This window comes from Desulfosporosinus sp. SYSU MS00001, assembly GCF_049943955.1.
Lineage (GTDB): Bacteria > Bacillota > Desulfitobacteriia > Desulfitobacteriales > Desulfitobacteriaceae > Desulfosporosinus.
The window spans coordinates 58,662-75,740 of record NZ_JBNFTW010000008.1; the positions used below are offsets into that span (position 1 = coordinate 58,662).

16 protein-coding genes are annotated in these 17,079 nt (G+C 45.1%); all 16 read right to left on the reverse strand.

The features are described 5' to 3' along the window. Window positions 1-51: 51 nt before the first annotated feature. The 16 genes from nuoF to ACPUYX_RS14845 all read right to left on the reverse strand — a co-directional run bounded on the left by nuoF (window position 52) and on the right by ACPUYX_RS14845 (window position 16,833). Window positions 52-1,842, reverse strand: a complete 1,791-nt coding sequence (gene nuoF, locus ACPUYX_RS14770) for an NADH-quinone oxidoreductase subunit NuoF (RefSeq protein ID WP_426380396.1) — start codon at window positions 1,840-1,842, stop codon at window positions 52-54. A gap of 11 nt (window positions 1,843-1,853) precedes the next feature. Further along, window positions 1,854-2,336, reverse strand: a complete 483-nt coding sequence (nuoE, locus tag ACPUYX_RS14775; RefSeq protein ID WP_426380397.1) for an NADH-quinone oxidoreductase subunit NuoE — start codon at window positions 2,334-2,336, stop codon at window positions 1,854-1,856. Between the two features lie 11 nt (window positions 2,337-2,347). Beyond that, window positions 2,348-2,944 carry a 5-formyltetrahydrofolate cyclo-ligase gene (locus tag ACPUYX_RS14780; RefSeq protein ID WP_426380398.1) on the reverse strand — a complete coding sequence of 199 codons (597 nt, stop codon included), beginning with the start codon at window positions 2,942-2,944 and terminating at the stop codon, window positions 2,348-2,350. 628 nt (window positions 2,945-3,572) lie between these two features. Then, the gene (gene tsaD, locus ACPUYX_RS14785; RefSeq protein WP_426380399.1) at window positions 3,573-4,607 is read right to left on the reverse strand and encodes a tRNA (adenosine(37)-N6)-threonylcarbamoyltransferase complex transferase subunit TsaD; all 1,035 of its coding nucleotides are present in this window, start codon (window positions 4,605-4,607) and stop codon (window positions 3,573-3,575) included. Continuing rightward, complete coding sequence (rimI, locus tag ACPUYX_RS14790; RefSeq protein ID WP_426380400.1) at window positions 4,604-5,068, reverse strand: ribosomal protein S18-alanine N-acetyltransferase; 465 nt, start codon at window positions 5,066-5,068, stop codon at window positions 4,604-4,606. Before rimI ends, tsaD begins: the two co-directional genes overlap by 4 nt. Next, on the reverse strand, window positions 5,061-5,786 hold the full coding sequence (gene tsaB, locus ACPUYX_RS14795; RefSeq protein WP_426380401.1) for a tRNA (adenosine(37)-N6)-threonylcarbamoyltransferase complex dimerization subunit type 1 TsaB: 726 nt from the start codon (window positions 5,784-5,786) through the stop codon (window positions 5,061-5,063). Before tsaB ends, rimI begins: the two co-directional genes overlap by 8 nt. Further along, window positions 5,786-6,286 carry a tRNA (adenosine(37)-N6)-threonylcarbamoyltransferase complex ATPase subunit type 1 TsaE gene (gene tsaE / locus ACPUYX_RS14800; RefSeq protein WP_426380402.1) on the reverse strand — a complete coding sequence of 167 codons (501 nt, stop codon included), beginning with the start codon at window positions 6,284-6,286 and terminating at the stop codon, window positions 5,786-5,788. Before tsaE ends, tsaB begins: the two co-directional genes overlap by 1 nt. After that, window positions 6,276-7,460, reverse strand: a complete 1,185-nt coding sequence (locus ACPUYX_RS14805) for an amidohydrolase (RefSeq protein ID WP_426380403.1) — start codon at window positions 7,458-7,460, stop codon at window positions 6,276-6,278. The genes tsaE and ACPUYX_RS14805 overlap by 11 nt, the downstream gene beginning before the upstream one ends. Beyond that, complete coding sequence (locus ACPUYX_RS14810; protein ID WP_426380404.1) at window positions 7,408-8,349, reverse strand: DMT family transporter; 942 nt, start codon at window positions 8,347-8,349, stop codon at window positions 7,408-7,410. The genes ACPUYX_RS14805 and ACPUYX_RS14810 overlap by 53 nt, the downstream gene beginning before the upstream one ends. Before the next feature lie 81 nt (window positions 8,350-8,430). After that, window positions 8,431-10,605, reverse strand: a complete 2,175-nt coding sequence (locus tag ACPUYX_RS14815; RefSeq protein WP_426380405.1) for a Tex family protein — start codon at window positions 10,603-10,605, stop codon at window positions 8,431-8,433. 125 nt (window positions 10,606-10,730) lie between these two features. Next, window positions 10,731-11,906, reverse strand: coding sequence for an aminotransferase class I/II-fold pyridoxal phosphate-dependent enzyme (locus ACPUYX_RS14820; RefSeq protein ID WP_426380406.1), 1,176 nt, complete (start codon window positions 11,904-11,906; stop codon window positions 10,731-10,733). 201 nt (window positions 11,907-12,107) lie between these two features. Next, a complete protein-coding gene (locus ACPUYX_RS14825; RefSeq protein WP_426380407.1) occupies window positions 12,108-12,803 on the reverse strand; it encodes a peptidylprolyl isomerase in 696 nt (231 codons plus the stop codon). A gap of 227 nt (window positions 12,804-13,030) precedes the next feature. Then, window positions 13,031-14,170 carry an ABC transporter permease gene (locus tag ACPUYX_RS14830; RefSeq protein WP_426380408.1) on the reverse strand — a complete coding sequence of 380 codons (1,140 nt, stop codon included), beginning with the start codon at window positions 14,168-14,170 and terminating at the stop codon, window positions 13,031-13,033. Beyond that, complete coding sequence (locus ACPUYX_RS14835; RefSeq protein ID WP_426380409.1) at window positions 14,170-14,943, reverse strand: ABC transporter ATP-binding protein; 774 nt, start codon at window positions 14,941-14,943, stop codon at window positions 14,170-14,172. Before ACPUYX_RS14835 ends, ACPUYX_RS14830 begins: the two co-directional genes overlap by 1 nt. A 13-nt stretch (window positions 14,944-14,956) precedes the next feature. Next, window positions 14,957-15,973 (reverse strand): HlyD family secretion protein, encoded by a 1,017-nt coding sequence (locus ACPUYX_RS14840; RefSeq protein WP_426380410.1) that lies wholly within the window; start codon window positions 15,971-15,973, stop codon window positions 14,957-14,959. A gap of 239 nt (window positions 15,974-16,212) precedes the next feature. Next, window positions 16,213-16,833, reverse strand: a complete 621-nt coding sequence (locus ACPUYX_RS14845; RefSeq protein ID WP_426380411.1) for a TetR family transcriptional regulator — start codon at window positions 16,831-16,833, stop codon at window positions 16,213-16,215. Between the last annotated feature and the right edge of the window lie 246 nt (window positions 16,834-17,079).

Here is a 17,079-nt window from a genome sequence, read left to right on the forward strand (position 1 = left end):
TCACTCCTCTCAGTATATCTATCATAGCGATATTGAAAACGCAAACCCGGACTACGAACGGCTGACTGCTCCGAACTTACATTTATCCATACAAGTACCACACTTAATACATTCATCCTGGTTAATAACATATGGAGTATTCTTATCACCTTTGATGCAGTTAGCCGGACAGTTTTTAGAACAAAGTCCGCATTTTTTACACTTCTCGGCATCAATTGAATAGCTCAATAACGCTGAGCAGACATGTGCGGGGCATTTGTGCTCTAAAATATGGGCCTCAAACTCATGTCTGAAATATTTAAGGGTTGCCAGGACAGGATTTGGGGCATTCTGGCCTAAGCCGCAGAGGGATGTTTCTTTAATCGTTAAGGCTAGATTCTCTAAGGTGTCGAGATCTTCGATTTTCCCTTCGCCTTTCGTAATTTTGTCCAGAATGTCGTACATCCGCTTATTGCCTTCACGGCAGGGGGTGCATTTTCCACAAGATTCTTTCTGGGAAAAGTTTACGAAGAAACGGGCAATGTCTACCATACACGTCGTCTCATCCATAATAACAAGTCCGCCCGAACCGACCATTGCTCCGGCATTGGTCAAGGTTTCATAATCTACGGATAGATCGAGCATGCTCTCAGGCAAGCATCCGCCTGAGGGGCCTCCAATCTGCACAGCCTTGAAGGCTTTGCCGTTCTGGATTCCACCCCCAATATCAAAGATAATCTCCCGTAATGTTGTTCCCATTGGAACTTCAACCAGACCCGTATTATTTACTTTTCCGGTCAGGGCAAAAATTTTCGTCCCTTTGCTCTTTTCCGTTCCAAATTGAGCATACCACTCAGCTCCATGACGGATGATATGCGGAATATTAGACCAGGTTTCAACGTTATTAATATTCGTCGGTTTCCCCCATAAACCGCTTACAGCCGGAAAGGGCGGTCGAACACGCGGCATTCCGCGCTTGCCCTCGATGGAAGCCATCAGCGCTGTCTCTTCACCACAGACAAAGGCCCCTGCACCGGCAAATACTTTTAAGCGGAAATTGAAGCCGGAATTAAAAATATTGTCTCCCAAAAAGCCCGCTTCTTCAGCCTGTTTAATAGCTATGCTGAGGTGTTTAATAGCTAAAGGGTATTCCGCACGGCAATAAACATATCCTTCATCAACACCCATGGCATAAGCTCCGATGAGCATTCCTTCAATAACGGAATGCGGATCACCTTCAAGAACACTGCGATCCATGAAGGCCCCCGGATCTCCTTCATCGGCATTACAAATTATATATTTTTTGTCACTCGGCGTTTGTTGACAGAAACTCCATTTTAAACCTGTCGGGAATCCTGCGCCACCTCGTCCACGCAATCCGGATTTTTTGACTTCTTCAATGACGTCGTTCGGTTTCATCTCTTTAAGCACTTTTTCAAGAGCTTTATAACCGTCGCGAACCGTATAATCTTGAATACGCTGGGGGTCAATAACCCCGCAGTTTTTCAGAACAATTCGATGTTGTTTCGCGAAAAACCGGATGTCGGACATTTTGGTCACGGGTTTTTGAGTTTCTGTGTCTAATAATAATAACCGTTCAACCCTTTCACCTTTCATAACATCCGAAGCAACGATTTCTGCAATATCTTCTCCTTGGACACGAGTATATAGGACATGTTGAGGTTCGATTACAATAGTTGGTCCTTTTTCACAGAAACCTTGGCATCCTGTACCGACAATAGTTACGGTCTCTTCCAGCCCTTGACGCTTTATTTCTTCTTTTAAAATATCAATGATTGGAAGTGCCCCTGAAGAAGCACAACCTGTTCCTGCACACACTAGAATCTTTTGATTCTCAGCCATCCCTTAACCCCCTACTCGTATTTGGCCAATATCCCTGCTATCTTCTCCGGCAGCAATCGTCCATGAACCTCATTATTGATGGATATTACCGGGGCAAGTCCACAGGCTCCAATACAGGCTACGATTTCCAACGTAAAACGTCCGTCTTCCGTTGTCGCGCCGTCTTTAATTTTTAATTCCTTTTCCAAAGTTTCTAATACTTTGGCTCCCCCGCGAACATGACAGGCCGTTCCCATACAAACATTAATCAGGTTGCGTCCTACGGGAGTTAAGCGGAACTGGGCATAAAATGTTACCACACCATAAATCCTAGATAACGGTATACGGGTCGCTTTGCTAATGTGTTTAAGAACGTGAGCAGGCAAGTATCCATAGACCTCTTGAGCTTCTTGTAAAATCGGAATCAAAGGCCCCTTTTCGCTTCGATACTTGGCAATAATTTCATCCAATTTGATCTCTTTAGGATCGACGAGATCCTCACACGCAGTGCACAAATAAATACCCCCTATTGTTTTCTAGATTCAAAATGGTAAACATTCTTTTCAGTTATTAACATGGTCATTTTAACATCATGATCATCCACAGGGACTTGATCAATGACTTGACATTCAAAACCTATAGCAATTCGGGGTACAGTCGGCTTAATCCGCATAAAAAACCGATCATAATAGCCTCCTCCGTATCCCAAACGGTTCCCCTGCAGATCAAAGCCTGCACCGGGCACAAGGATTAAATCAATCTCTGAAGGCTCTGTTTCACCAAGCTTCAATTTAGGTTCACGAATTCCCCAAAGTCCCGGTTCAACATCCTCGCTAAGATTGCGTACTTCAATTGGCAGAAGTATCCCTTGAGGCGCACAACGAGGCAAGATAAGTCGCTTTTTCATGGCAAGAGCAGCCTCAGCTAAACCCGTCGTCTCTGCCTCATCGCGAAAGTTAAGAAACAGCATAACAGTCTGAGCTTGTCTATAGTCTGATAAGGCCAAAACCTTCTCCTGAATTAAACGGCTCTTGTCAGCTCTTTCTTTCTCCCCCATACTTCCGCGCTGGGCTAAACAGGATTTGCGTATTATACCCTTTTGCAATGATGTCTCCATACTCATCTCATGCACTGCCTTTCGGTAAAATCACATGTTTATTAGAAATATTCGATCAATAGCGGCAAACTCCTTCTTCCAAATTTTAATTTTTATTATGTATAGTTAGAATTTTTAAATTATACTGATACCAAAATATTGGGCTATAGAATTCATAAATATTTGATGATATACAGCATAATACGATGGTTTTCTACATTAATCAGACAATTGCGCTAATTAATTCTAGAATTAAAGTTTAACTATAAATGTTTTATTGAGTTTGCATTATTTCGAAGTTGTTCACATTTTTTCAATCTATACGGACATGTTTAGGAAAAGCCTTAACGTTTTTTAACACACATTTTTATCCACAGCCTAATCCCCAGTTTAACTGCCTTTCCGGAAAGTTATCAACATTATCCACAGGGTCTGTGGGTAACTTTATCCCAAATGTCCACCTTTATCTTAAAGCCCTCAACCCGCTGTCTATACTTATCTACAGACTTATACACATTATCCACAGTTTTACCTTATCCACAGTACCTTTCCGCAAAAGAGATTTTTCTTTCAAAAGAATACGAAACAAAGCGAGGAAATCTAACGTCCTCGCTTTGTTTCGTCGAATTCATTTTCATTTAAACCACAATAATCACTATAACGACTTTAAATTTAATCCTGGAACTGCATTCAATGTCCATGGTGCAGCGTCTCCTGCGAGGAAATGATAATATCCCGCCGCAGCAATCATTGCCCCATTATCTGTGCAAAACACCGGTGAGGGATAAACTAAACGTACTTTTTGCCGAGATAGCTCATACTCAAGAGTTTCCCTTAATAAACGATTTGCTGCAACTCCACCTGCTAAGAGAAGCGTTTTAACCCCAGTCTGCTGAAGAGCAAGCAGTGCTTTGTGAACTAGAACGTCAACAACTGCTTGCTGAAAAGAAGCCGCTAAATCGGGAACATTTAAGGTTTCACCCCGCATACGGGCAGAATTCAAAGCATTCAAAACAGCTGACTTCATTCCGCTGAAACTAAAATCCAAACTTCCAGGCTCTAACATGGCGCGCGGAAATCTAAACGCTTGCTCATTACCGTCTTGAGCAGCTTTTTGAATCTGAGGTCCTCCAGGATAACCTAACCCCAAAGCTCTGGCCACTTTGTCTAGAGCCTCACCAGCCGCGTCATCCCGAGTATATCCCAAAACTTCGTATCTTCCATGATCTTTAAATACAATAAGATGCGTATGTCCTCCGGAAACCAAAAGGGCCAAAAGAGGAAATTCCAGATCTTGATGTTCCAGGAAATTGGCATAAATATGCCCTTCCAAGTGGTTTATCCCCAACAGAGGAATTCCGGCGGCATAAGCCATAGCTTTGGCACCGGAAACGCCCACCAGCAGAGAACCCACGAGTCCCGGTCCATAAGTTACCGCAATCGCTGAAAGATCTTTAAACTCAACGCTGGCCTCGGCTAATGCCTGTTCCACTACCGGACGGATATGAAGGCTATGCTCGCGGGAAGCTATTTCCGGTACCACACCCCCATATTTCTGATGAGTCACAATTTGGGAAGAAATAATATGGCTGCGTAAGTTAACCCCATCAACTAAAACAGCGGCAGAGGTCTCATCACAGCTCGTTTCAATGCCTAAAATAGTAATCTGCTTCTCCTGACTCCCCGTCATCGTTCATCACTCCTCCCCAATTCCGCCCACATAATCAAGGCATCCTCCCCCGTGTCTGCGTAATAGCCTTTGCGGACTCCTGCTGTGCTGAAACCCATGCGCCTGTATAGATCCTGGGCCGGATAATTAGAGACGCGTACTTCGAGAGTCATCCGATCCATGCCTAAATTAACCATCTCGTTCATCACAGAACGCATCAAAAATTCTCCCCTGCGTTGACCCCGATAGTCAGGAGAAATAGCAATATTCGTGATATGTCCTTCATCAAGAATAAACCATAGTCCCATATACCCGATCACTCGGCCATCCAACTCCAGGCAACGATACTGGGCATATTCGTTGTCTTTAAGTTCTGCCGCAAAGGCTTGTAACGACCAGGGAGTTGAAAAGGAAGCATGCTCGATTTCCATGATAGCTTCAAGATCTTCCATACGCATTGGACGCACCAATCCTTTATTCATGGTTCTCTCCTTTGCGTGCCCGCTCTTTTTTGGCCCAATTGACCTCGGCCTCCGAAAAACGTATATAAAAGGGCTCTACCTTTTCGCCTGCACCAATCTCTTGCCAGCGTCTCCATACCTCTTGGGCCGCATAAGCCCCCCTTGGTAAGCTTAAATAATCCGGCAGGACAATAGCTCTGTCCCCAAGAACAGCTTCAATTTCTTGTTTGGCTTTACCGGCAGCATCGCCGACAAAACAAATCCGCTGCTTAAGTTCCTTTAACTGTTCCAACCATTCGCTGATTGAAAGGGCTTGTGGAGCCACTAGGCACTCTGCAGAAGCACTTTCCGCTGTCCAGTGATAGCGGGCTGTATACCACTCATTCTTTCGCGCATCTAATATGGGTACTATATCTTCGTCTCTCCCCCAGCCGGCCCAAGCGAGAGCATCAAGGGAGAGTATCCCTACCAACGGCAAATTCAAGACCTGTGCCAACCCTTGGGCTGTAGCGATGCCAATCCTTATCCCGGTAAATGAACCCGGTCCTCTCACAACACCTATTAACTCCAGTTGAGACAGTGACCAAGCAGCAGCAGTAAAAAGCTGGTCCAGCATTGGAATAATCCGTTCTGAATGTGTCTTTGAGGTATGTAAGAAACCCTCAGCAACGACCTTTCCATCTTCGGCTAGGGCAATGGCACTCACTTTTGTTGTTGTATCTATGGTTAAGTATTTCATTAGGATCCCCCAAGCTTTCCTTCCTTAGAGTGAATCATGGCTGTAATCCGTTGTTCCCAATTCCCTTCATTGACATGAAAGACAATTTCCCTAGGCTGTTCCCCGCTCCCAAAGATATTAACGTCCAGGCGATTTTCCGGCAAATAATCCTCAGCAATTTCCGGCCATTCAATTAAACAAATAGAATCCCCTGAAAACGATTCCTCAACACCGATCACTTCAGCTTCGTGAGGATGCTGCAAACGGTACAAATCCATATGAACTAAGTGAATCTGAGTTCCTTGACATTGGCCTTCGTATTCATGAATTAAGGTATACGTCGGACTGGCCATCGGTCTCGTGACCCCTAACCCTTCGCCGATTCCTTGAGCAAAGGCAGTTTTTCCGGCGCCCAAATCCCCAATTAAGGCAAGGACGTCGCCGGGCAGCAAGTACGCTGCTAAATATCTTCCCCAGTTTTTTGTTTGTTCAGCTGTCACACTCGTTACTTTATAATCCATTACCAGCTTTCCTCGCTTCCGGACAGACCATCTTCCCGTCGATAATGACATAGTGAGGACGCGCACCCAATTGAAAGGGATGTTCATCCCAAACAACAATATCAGCGTCTTTACCAACCTCTAAAGAACCGATACGATCAGCAACACCGAGAATTTCCGCCGCATTAATGGTGATGGCACGAAGAGCATCTTCCTTATCCATTCCTGCTTTGTGAGCCAGAGCAGCACACAAAGGAAGCTGTTCTATGGGAGTAACTGAGTGATCGGTCATAATAGCTACTTTAACTCCTGCTTTAGTTAAGATTCCCGGAGTTTGGAACGATTTATCCTTTAATTCAACTTTCGAGCGGTTTGTCAAAAGGGGACCAACCACCGCAGGATATCCCAACTCAGCCAACTCTTCAGCAATTTTGTGACCTTCCGTACAATGTTCAATAACTAAATCAACGTCAAATTCCCGGGCAATACGAATTGCCGTCATAATATCATCCGCCCGATGGGCATGAGCGCGTAAGGGAATTTCCCGCTGAATAACCTTCATAAGCACCTCCAGGCCCAAATCCCTCTCCGGAAGTTTATCCGGATCGTTTTTCCCATCCTCAAGCTTACCCTTATATACTTGAGCATCAACTAAAGCTTGACGCAGGAGTGCTGCCGTGCCCATCCGGGTCATGGGCATTTTCTTTTGTTCACCATAAACCATTTTAGGGTTCTCGCCAAAAGCGATTTTTAAACCTGCAGGATCTCTTACAACCATTTTATCGACAATTTTACCGGCTGTCTTCATGACTACTCCCGTTCCGCCAATAACATTACCGCTGCCGGGGCCGGTAAAGACAGCTGTGATCCCGCCTAAGCGGGCGTCGCGAAAACCTTCGTCCTCAGGATTAATACCATCAATGGCCCGCATATCCGGTGTCACCGGATCAGTCATTTCATTAAAGTCTTCTCCCTCCCAGCGGTAGATCTCTTCCCCAATACCTACATGACAGTGAGCATCAATCATACCGGGCAAAACGAGACATCCGGAAGCATCGATCACCTCAGCATCCCCGGGAACTTCCAATGTTTCTCCGAGAGCCGCGATTTTCGATTCCTCGATTAAGAGATCTCCCACGAAATCACACCCTGCCATCGTATAAATCCGGCCGTTTTTTATTAGAAGTTTCCTCATTCTTTTTGTTCCTCCAATTTAATAATAAAATTCCCGCTAAAACAAATCCCCCTCCAATCCACTGGGTCATGGTGGGAAATTCCTTTAAAAAAATTGCGGCTAACACAAACGTCATTGGCAATTCAAAGGTACTCAAAATAGCGGCCTGATCAGAGCCAAGACGTTCAATGCCCAACAACGTCATATAAAAAGGAATGATTGAGGCAATAGTAGCCAGCAAAAGGCCTACTTCCCAAATGTGTACATCCTGCCAAGGAATGCTCATAATTTCTCCCTTCGTGACAATGAGCAACGAAACAGCACATACCCATTGGCTAAAACACATGGCCGCCAAGGGCGACACCTCAGCCAGCACAACTTCTCCCACAAGATTGAAAACCGCGTAACCTATTGCCGCCGTCAAGCCCAAGAGAATACCAACCCAAGCCACTCCACTGACACCTGAGACTATTCCGCTGGCCAACGTTGTCCCGCCCAAGGCCAAGAAGAGAGCTGCCAATTCCTTTTGACCGATTTGCTTATGCCATAAAAAAACACTCGCCCCAAGAACTAAGGCCGGATATAGATAAAGAAGAAGTATAGCTACGGAAACGGGCAGGAACATAAGCGCGTAAGCATACAACAAGCTTGTTCCCATTGTTCCCACGACACCTTGGAGCAGCAGCCAGCCCAACATCCGTCCTGAAATTTTGAAAATCTCCCGTTTGAAAATAACTGTATAACTAAAGAGAAGAATAGATGCCACCCAAGATTGTAAAGCAATGACTTGGATTGGTCCAAGTCCAAGCTGGTAGGCCCCTTTCAAGAGAATAGACATACAGGCATATCCAGTTCCCGCTGTTAGGACAGCACCTACTCCCTGCCAACGCTGCATTTGAACCTTCTGCACTGAAGACAGCCCTCATTTCTATCAAAGTTAACCCACCGCCACCTTACCGTAGGGTACTTTGGCGTGATAAAGCCCGATATATTAGGCTAGGGACGCATTAGGCAAAAGGTCCTTCATGGAAAGGCTCACCCGTTCCCTCTCCTTATCAATCCCCAGAACACGAACTTTAACAATATCTCCTACAGCTACAACCTCCATCGGATGTTTAATATAGTTATCACTTAACTGAGAAATATGAACAAGTCCGTCGTGTTTAACTCCTATATCCACAAAAGCGCCAAAATCGACCACATTGCGAACGGTTCCTTCTAAGATCATGCCTTCCTTGAGGTCCTCTAAGTGAGTGACATCCCGCCGCAGCAGCGGTCGGGGCAAATCTTCCCGTGGATCTCGTCCCGGTCTTTGCAGAGCATCTAAAATATCGCGAACTGTCGGTACCCCGGCGCCAAATTCTTCAGCCAATTCCTCAGCTGTTTGTTCGGCGAGTTTCTGACGGACTTCTCTAAGATGATCCTTTAAATCCTGAGGGGTATGACCAACCTTTTTTAAAATATTCTCCGCCAGTTGGTAGGATTCTGGATGAACCGGTGTATTTTCCAGTGGATTGTCCCCATCGGGCAGACGAATAAACCCAGCGCATTGGATAAATGTTTGGGCACCAAGGCGGGGGATTTTTTTCAGTTGGTCTCGTGACTTGAATTTTCCGTTCTCGTCACGCCAGGCAATAATATTTTTCGCTACTGCCGGTTTCAGCCCGGCCACGTATTGAAGCAGGGAAGCCGAAGCAGTATTTAGATCAACACCAACGGCATTCACACAGGTTTCCACAACTCCATGGAGAGATTCCTCCAACCGCTTGGGCTGAACATCATGCTGATATTGACCCACACCGACGGCTTTCGGTTCAATCTTAACCAGCTCAGCTAAAGGATCTTGAAGCCGTCGGGCAATGGAGACCGCGCTCCGCAGAGAAAGATCAAAATCAGGAAATTCCTCGCCGGCCAATTTCGAAGCGGAATAGACAGAAGCTCCTGCCTCGCTGACTAAAATAAATTCGGCAGTTATTCCCTCTTCCTGAATCATTTCCGCTACAACTTCTTCCGTTTCCCTCGAGGCTGTGCCATTGCCTATAGCAATGATATCGACTGCGAATTCTGTAATTGCCTTTTTTAAAGCAACTTTTGATTCTTCACGCTGCCTTTTCCCGGTATGGGGGTAAATTACTCCCACCTTCATAAGTTTTCCCGTCTCATCAACAACGGCCCACTTACATCCGGTCCGGAATCCTGGGTCAAGACCTAAAACTATTCTACCCCGGACGGGAGGCTGAAGCAGAAGCTGCCGAAGGTTGGCGGCAAACACTTTTATCGCTTGCTCCTCAGCATGAGAGGAAAGCTCTGTCCGTATCTCTCTTTCAATAGAAGGTTCTATTAAGCGTTTATAAGAATCTGCGGCCGCCCTTTGAACATATTCGGCGCAAGGGCCGGTTTTTACATAACGAATATCAATAAGCCGTTGGATCGTTTCCAAGGGAGATTCAATTTTGACGGTTAAAAACTCTTCAATCTCGCCCCGATTAAGGGCCAAAATCCGATGGGGAGGAATCTTACGAACTGGTTCACGGTATTCATAGTACATTTCGTAGGCAGAGCGTTCCTTACCCTTTTTAGCCGACGCTGCAGCAACCACATCAGCGATTCGCCAAGTCTCTTCACGTATCTGTTTACGCAAAGCAGCATCATCAGCTATAAGCTCGGCGATAATATCCATGGCACCATTCAAAGCATCTTCGACCATCGTGACATCTAATTCAGCATTCAGATACTTCGCGGCCTCTCCCTGAGGGTCAACGCGAACTCCGGGATATTGGAGGAGCAGCCATGAAGCTAAAGGTTCCAAACCCTTCTCTTTAGCCACAGTAGCCCGTGTCCGACGTTTCTGCTTATAGGGCCGATAGAGATCTTCGACGTCCTGAAGTACTGTCGCGGCAGTAATTTGAGCCGACAGTTCATCGCTAAGTTTTCCTTGTTCATCAATAAGCCGCAGGACCTCAGCTTTCCGCTGTTCCAAGCGTCGTAAATAATCTAACCGTTCAACAATATCGCGCAATACATTTTCATCTAGTTCCCCGGTAACCTCTTTACGGTAACGGGCTATAAAGGGAATCGTATTTCCGCTATCCAATAAGTTGACTGCTTCTTGCACTTGTGTCTGCTTTAATCCAAGTTCTTTAGCAATAACTTGACTAAAATTCAAAATCCTATTTCCTCCCTAACTATGCTCATCATCAATGATGTTAATGGTTTTTATTATATAACATGTTCCATATAATGGAAAGCAAAGGCTGAAACTTCATTGACACGTTAAGTAAACGATGAAGTTTAAGCCTCTATCAGCCTATGCCGCAAATAGTTTTGAATACGCTGAACCGCCTCTTCCAGAACTCTGTCGTCTTGTACCATAGCTATACGCACATACCCTTCGCCATACTCTCCGAAGGCCACTCCCGGAACCACGATGACCCCCGCTTCTCGGGCTAACTCCCTGGCAAAGGATACCGAATCCTGCCTGGTCGGAACCGGAGCCCAAATAAACATGGAACCCTGAGGCAGCGGCATCTTCCAACCCGCACGAGCGCAGCCTTCTACCAAAATATCTCTTCGTCTCTGATAAGCCCGCCGATTTTCGTCTATGGAACTTTGAGGTAAACTGAGTGCGGCTGCCCCCATTCTTAAGATTGGCCCAAATACTCCATAATCAATATTGGATTTAAGTTGTGAAAGGTTACCAATAACTTCTGCCTTTCCCACTGCAAAGCCCAAACGGACTCCCGCAAGATTATAAGTTTTAGAAACAGAATGAAATTCTATACCCACATCTATAGCACCGCGCGCTTGTAAAAAGCTCACCGGTCGATAGCCTTCAAAGGCTAATTCAGAATAAGCGGCATCATGACAAATAAGAAGATCATAGGTTTTAGCAAACTCCACAACATCTTCGAAGAAGGAAAGAGGGGCCACCGCGGCCGTTGGATTATTAGGGTAATTTAAAAACATAAGTTTAGCTCTTCGCGCCAAATCGGGATCAATTGCCTGGAGATCCGGCAAGTAGCCATTCTTCTCCTCCAGCGGCAGAGGAACCTTCTCTCCGCCTGCCAGCAACAGGCCGGCTGTATAAATAGGATAACCGGGATCGGGTATCAACGCTAAATCACCAGGGTTAATATAGGCTAAAAAAATATGAGCCAGTCCATCCTGGGAACCCATTAAGGGCAATACTTCAGAGTCTGGATCTAAAGAAACCTCAAACCGTTCTTGATACCATCGGGCACAAGCCTGGCGAAATTCTCCAGTCCCACGGGTTAACGTATAACCATATTGAGTTTCCTCAAGAACTGCCTGACTGAGAATCTGGCGAAGTTCCTCAGCCGGAGCTCGATCAGGGCTTCCTATACTCAAATTGATTAATGATTTACCCTCTTGCTCTAACGTCTTCTTTAAATTATCCATTTCCGTAAAAACTGAAGCACCAAGCCCAGCCAAACGTTTTGCAGGCATACTATCACTCCATTCTCTTTTAGATAACCATCGTTTTTTAATAAATCACCCTAAGGCCGCTGCAAAACTATTAAGCGGAAATAAATTTGGCCTCTAAACATTGTATCATGTTTATTTGTCATTATTTGACCAAATTTGTAACTAATTTGTCTAAAAAGCCCCTGCTGACAGACAGCGGGGGCTTAAAAGTATAGTCAGGTTTTACTTCTTAATAACTTCGGGATCACCGTAGTTTACACCGAAGGTATCCACTGTAACACTTTTCATCACTTGATTTTGTAAGGGTTTATCCGCTTGATCCCTCTGAGTATTGACAATTTTATCGACTTCATCCATCCCGCTCGTCACCTTTCCAAAAGCGGCGTAATTACCGTCTAAACTTGGTGCCGCTGCGACCATGATAAAGAATTGCGAACCGGCTGAATTAGGATCATCAGTCCTGGCCATGGACAGAACCCCCTGTGTATGTTTCAAGTCGTTTTTAAAGCCATTATTGGTAAACTCTCCTTTAATACTATACCCCGGACCGCCGCTTCCATTACCGCTCGGATCTCCTCCTTGAATCATAAACCCTGGGATAACTCTATGAAAGGTTAGGCCATTATAAAAACCTTTTTTTACCAGGGAAATAAAGTTTTTCACCGTGTTAGGCGCAATGGTCGGATAGAGTTCAGCTTTAATCACTCCCCCGTCAGCCATTGTTATGGTCACGACAGGGTTGCTTTTATTATTTGTTGTTGGCGCAGGGGCGGAAGAAGACGTTGAATTGGGGGCAGTTTGACTGTTATTTGTCGATCCTTGCGACGCAGAGTTGTTCGTCTGTGTCCCGCATCCAAGGATTACAAAAATCACCGTGAGTAAACATAGCAACATGCTTAGCTTTTGAACCTTTTTCATGCGAAATCGTCCTCCAAAATATTATTAGATATCTTTGCCCACCCATTAAGCAACCCGGGCTCAATGAGGCAACTCTCACATAATCCTAGCATACCCTTGATAAAATACCAAATCAGGCTTAAATGTCTACATCATAAGCACTAGTAATTTACTGTTTATAATGAGCAAGAAAGTAAATCGTTGCTTGCAACTAGTTAGTTCTTAGGCAACGGTCCCCTGAAATACTCTTAGTCTAAATTCTTTTTGAACTTTTTCGAAGCCACTGCCAGCAAAATCACGGCGAATAAACATAAGGCCAAAGTATCTTGCCAAAGAAACTGGAGTCCTACTCCTTTGAGAAAAATCCCTCTGACAATCTCTAGAAAATACGTTAAAGGAAGTAATCCGCCCATTAATTGCAGCAATTTAGGCATTGTCTCCCTCGGAAAAACAAACCCGGACAGAAGAATGGACGGCAAGATTAAAATGAAGGTCATTTGCATAGCTTGAAGCTGTGTCTTGGCAATGCTGGAAATAAGGAGGCCAATAGCTAAAATGGTAAATAGGAAAATTGTCGACAATAGGACCAGTAAAGGAATGCTTCCCATAGGCATAACTCCGAACCAAAAAATTCCTGTTGTCAAAATTAAGGAAAGGGAAACGAACCCGATCAGGACGAAGGGCAAGAGTTTACCCAGAAGAAGTTCCAGAGAACGTATCGGCGTTACGATCAATTGTTCCATAGTACCACGTTCTTTCTCACGAACAATAGAGAAAGAGGTTAACATTGCGATCACATTTTGCAGGATCAGACCAATCAAAGCTGGTATATTAAAATTCCTTGACTTCATATCCGGGTTATACCAGACTCGCGTCTCAATATCAAGGGGTAACGTCGTCCCTCCGGAATTCCCCATGGCGGCTAAACGCTGACTTTGTAACTCCAGAGATTTATCCAAGCCCAACATTTGTACGGCCGAGGTGACTGCTCGGGCGATCGTAGGATCAGAACCATCGACGAGAACCTGAACCGTTGCCTGCTGTCCTTGCAATTGTTTGCCAAAATCCGGAGGAATAATCACGGCAGCCCTTGCTTTACCGCTGTCTAAATAATTCTCAATCTGCTTATATCCGGAAACATAATCATCGGGATCCATATATTGAGTATTGCGCACAGAAGACACAAAATCCCTGCTTTCCTGAGTTTGGGATTGATCCCAAACCACTGTCGGAAGGTGTTCAACGTCAGTATTTACAGCATAACCAAACAAGAGCAGCATTCCGAGAGGCATGGCGATGGCCATAATTAAACTGGCGCGATCCCGCCGAATATGAATAAATTCCTTTTTTAAAACCGCTAAAAAGCGGGTCCACGAAAATCGCAGCATCAGCCTGCCCCTCCGCTTCCAGTCTTTGTATTGCGAGGATCCTCCGATGCCTCATGTTCCACATAATAGATAAAGAGGTCATCCAAGGTCTCTTTTCCTTCTCGTTGTTTCATCTCCTCAGGGGAACCAAAGGCAATCAATCGTCCATAAAATACAAAGCCCAAATAATCACAGGAAGCCGCCTCATCCATATAATGGGTACTGACCAAAATTGTCATGCCCTCTTTAGCCAGCTGATGGATAATATCCCAAAAAATTCGACGTGATACAGGATCTACACCGGCGGTTGGCTCATCCAAAACTAACAATTGGGGATTATGCAGCAACGCACAGGCCAGAGCTACTCGCTGCTTCCAGCCTCCGGAGAGAGAGGAAACTAATTGAGAAGTTCGTTCACCCAGACCAATTCGCTCGATCACCCGATCTTTCTGAGCCGCGGCCGCCTTTCCGCGTAAATTGTACACTCCGGCATAAAAATCGAGGTTTTCAGCAACAGTTAAATCATCATACAGACTAAATTTCTGGGACATATAGCCGATGCGCTGCTTAATATCCTCAGGCTGGCTCTTGACATCAAACCCCAAGACCGTAGCCTTCCCGTCGGAGGGTACCAGAACTCCACACAACATGCGAATAGTGGTCGTCTTACCCGCCCCATTGGGTCCTACAAAACCCATGATGGCACCCCGAGGGATTTGAAAAGTGACACCCTGAACAGCCGTGTATGCACCAAATCGTTTAATCAAACCTTGGCAATCAATTGCTAAATTCATGTCTCTCACTCCTCTAATCCAGGGTCACGTCAGCAGGCATACCTGCCTTTAGTTGGCCTTTCCCTTGGGTAATGCTGATTTTAACTGCATAGACCGTTGTTGTCCGTTCTTCCTTTGTCTGAACGTTTTTAGGTGTAAACTCAGCTTGGGTACTGATGTATTGAATTTGTCCTTTAAAGACTTTATTTGGATAGGAATCTACCGAAATACTGGCCGTGCCGCCTACTTTAACCTTGTTAAGCTTTGCTTCCGGGACATAGATTTTAATCCACAAATCATCAGAATCCAGTAAGGTAATCAGCGTCGAGCCCGTATTGACCACTTGCCCAGGCTCAACTTGTTTATAGAGTACTTGCCCATTTGCCGGACTTGTTATCGTAAGTTTGCTTAGATTCAATTCTGCCGTTTCAATAGATTGAGCTGCCATATCGACAGCTGCTTTTTGGGCCTGAATGGTCGGTTGAGTATAACCTGCCTGAGCTTGATCTAAGCTTGCCTGAGCTGCATTAACATTGGCTTGAGCAGCTTCATACTGAGCCTTGAGGGTATCGTATTTGTTTTGTTGAGTATCCAGGTCCTGTTTGCTTATAGCCCCGTTTTGATAAAGTTTTTGATCATTCGCCAGGTTATTTTCTTCCAATTGAAGACTCGGAGCCAAAGCCGCAGCATTATCCTTGGCTTGCGCCAGCACAGATTCCAATCGCCGCAGTTCTTCTGCTCTAGTCCCTCCCAGCAGGTCATCGAGTTTCGCCTGAGCCTGGGTCTGTTGACTCTTAGCGGTCTCTAGAGAAATCTTAGCCTGACTGTCATCGAGCTTGGCAATGACATCTCCCTTTTTAACCATTTGCCCTTCTTGTACCTTCAGCTCAACAATCTTGCCTCCCAGCTCCGGCTGGACCGGAATTTCCGTCCCCTCAATAGTTCCCGAAAAAACATCTTGATCCTGAGGATGATTAAGATAAGAATTCCCCCAGACTGAAACAGCTATTAGACCTACGATTACGATGACTGCCAGCAACTTTTTCTTCATAGCTTCTCCTCCTGACTCTAGTTAACTCTTCTCTTTCTGAAACGTTTTAGTGAACTCGTTCAGCTAAAGCCGAACATCGGGGCTTCGACGACGAAAGTGCTCTGTGGACACTTTCGCCGAAAGCGCCTAGCCCAGAACAAATGCTATCGCACTGAAGAATGGACTTTACCCCCACCGAAGCAAAGTATGGGAGACGCTCCCACCTACAAGAAGTGGGGGTCTTACGATTGGATAAACGATTAACTGTCTGACCGCACTAACCCATGCAAAAAAAGCTCAGCAATATGATCGGCTGCCTCGTCGATGGTTCTTTCTGGAGATAAATTAGGAAACAAAAAGCCAAAGACCCCATAAAACATAGCCATCCCCATAAAACTTCGCATCGTTGGTATAAGAGGCAGCGGCTTAAACACCCCTTGGGCAATTCCTTTGTCAAACCAGGGCTTAATTAGACCTATCCCCGGACCCAGAATTCCATGAAACAGTGCTTCCCGTACTTCGGAATGATACTGGGCTTCGGCAAACATCAAACGAAACAGCCCGGCATTTTCCTGCATCAACTCCAACCGATTCTTAAGAAAACAGCGGAAAAATTCTTCCGGACTGCTCTCTCGTTTCTCTTGGTCTAAAACGATTAAACCTTCAACAATTTTCGGCTCTAAAACTGCCGTCAACAATTCCTTCTTCGTGGCAAAATGCCGGAAGATAGTTCCTTCAGCTACCCCTGCTTGGCGGGCAATTTCGGCAGTGGTAGCCCCTTTATAGCCATTTTCCGAAAACACTTTGAGGGCCGCTTCTAAAATATCCTGCCGCCTTTCTTCTACAGTTTTTTTGCTGCGAACTCTTTGATTTTTGCTCATATCTGCTGCTTATTACTCCTTTTGTTGAAATTTAAAAAAGTTTGTTAAGGTTTTTATTAATGAGTGATTACTCACTTATTTTTTATTATATCGTATCATAAGTTTTGACTTTGTCAATCTCAAAATTTTAATAGTAAGTGAACTCGTTCAGCTAAAGCTGAACATCGGGGCTTCAGATACAATAATGTCCAGTGGACATTATTGCCGAGCCGCCTTTCCCAAAAGGAATACTTAGCGTCGAAGGAG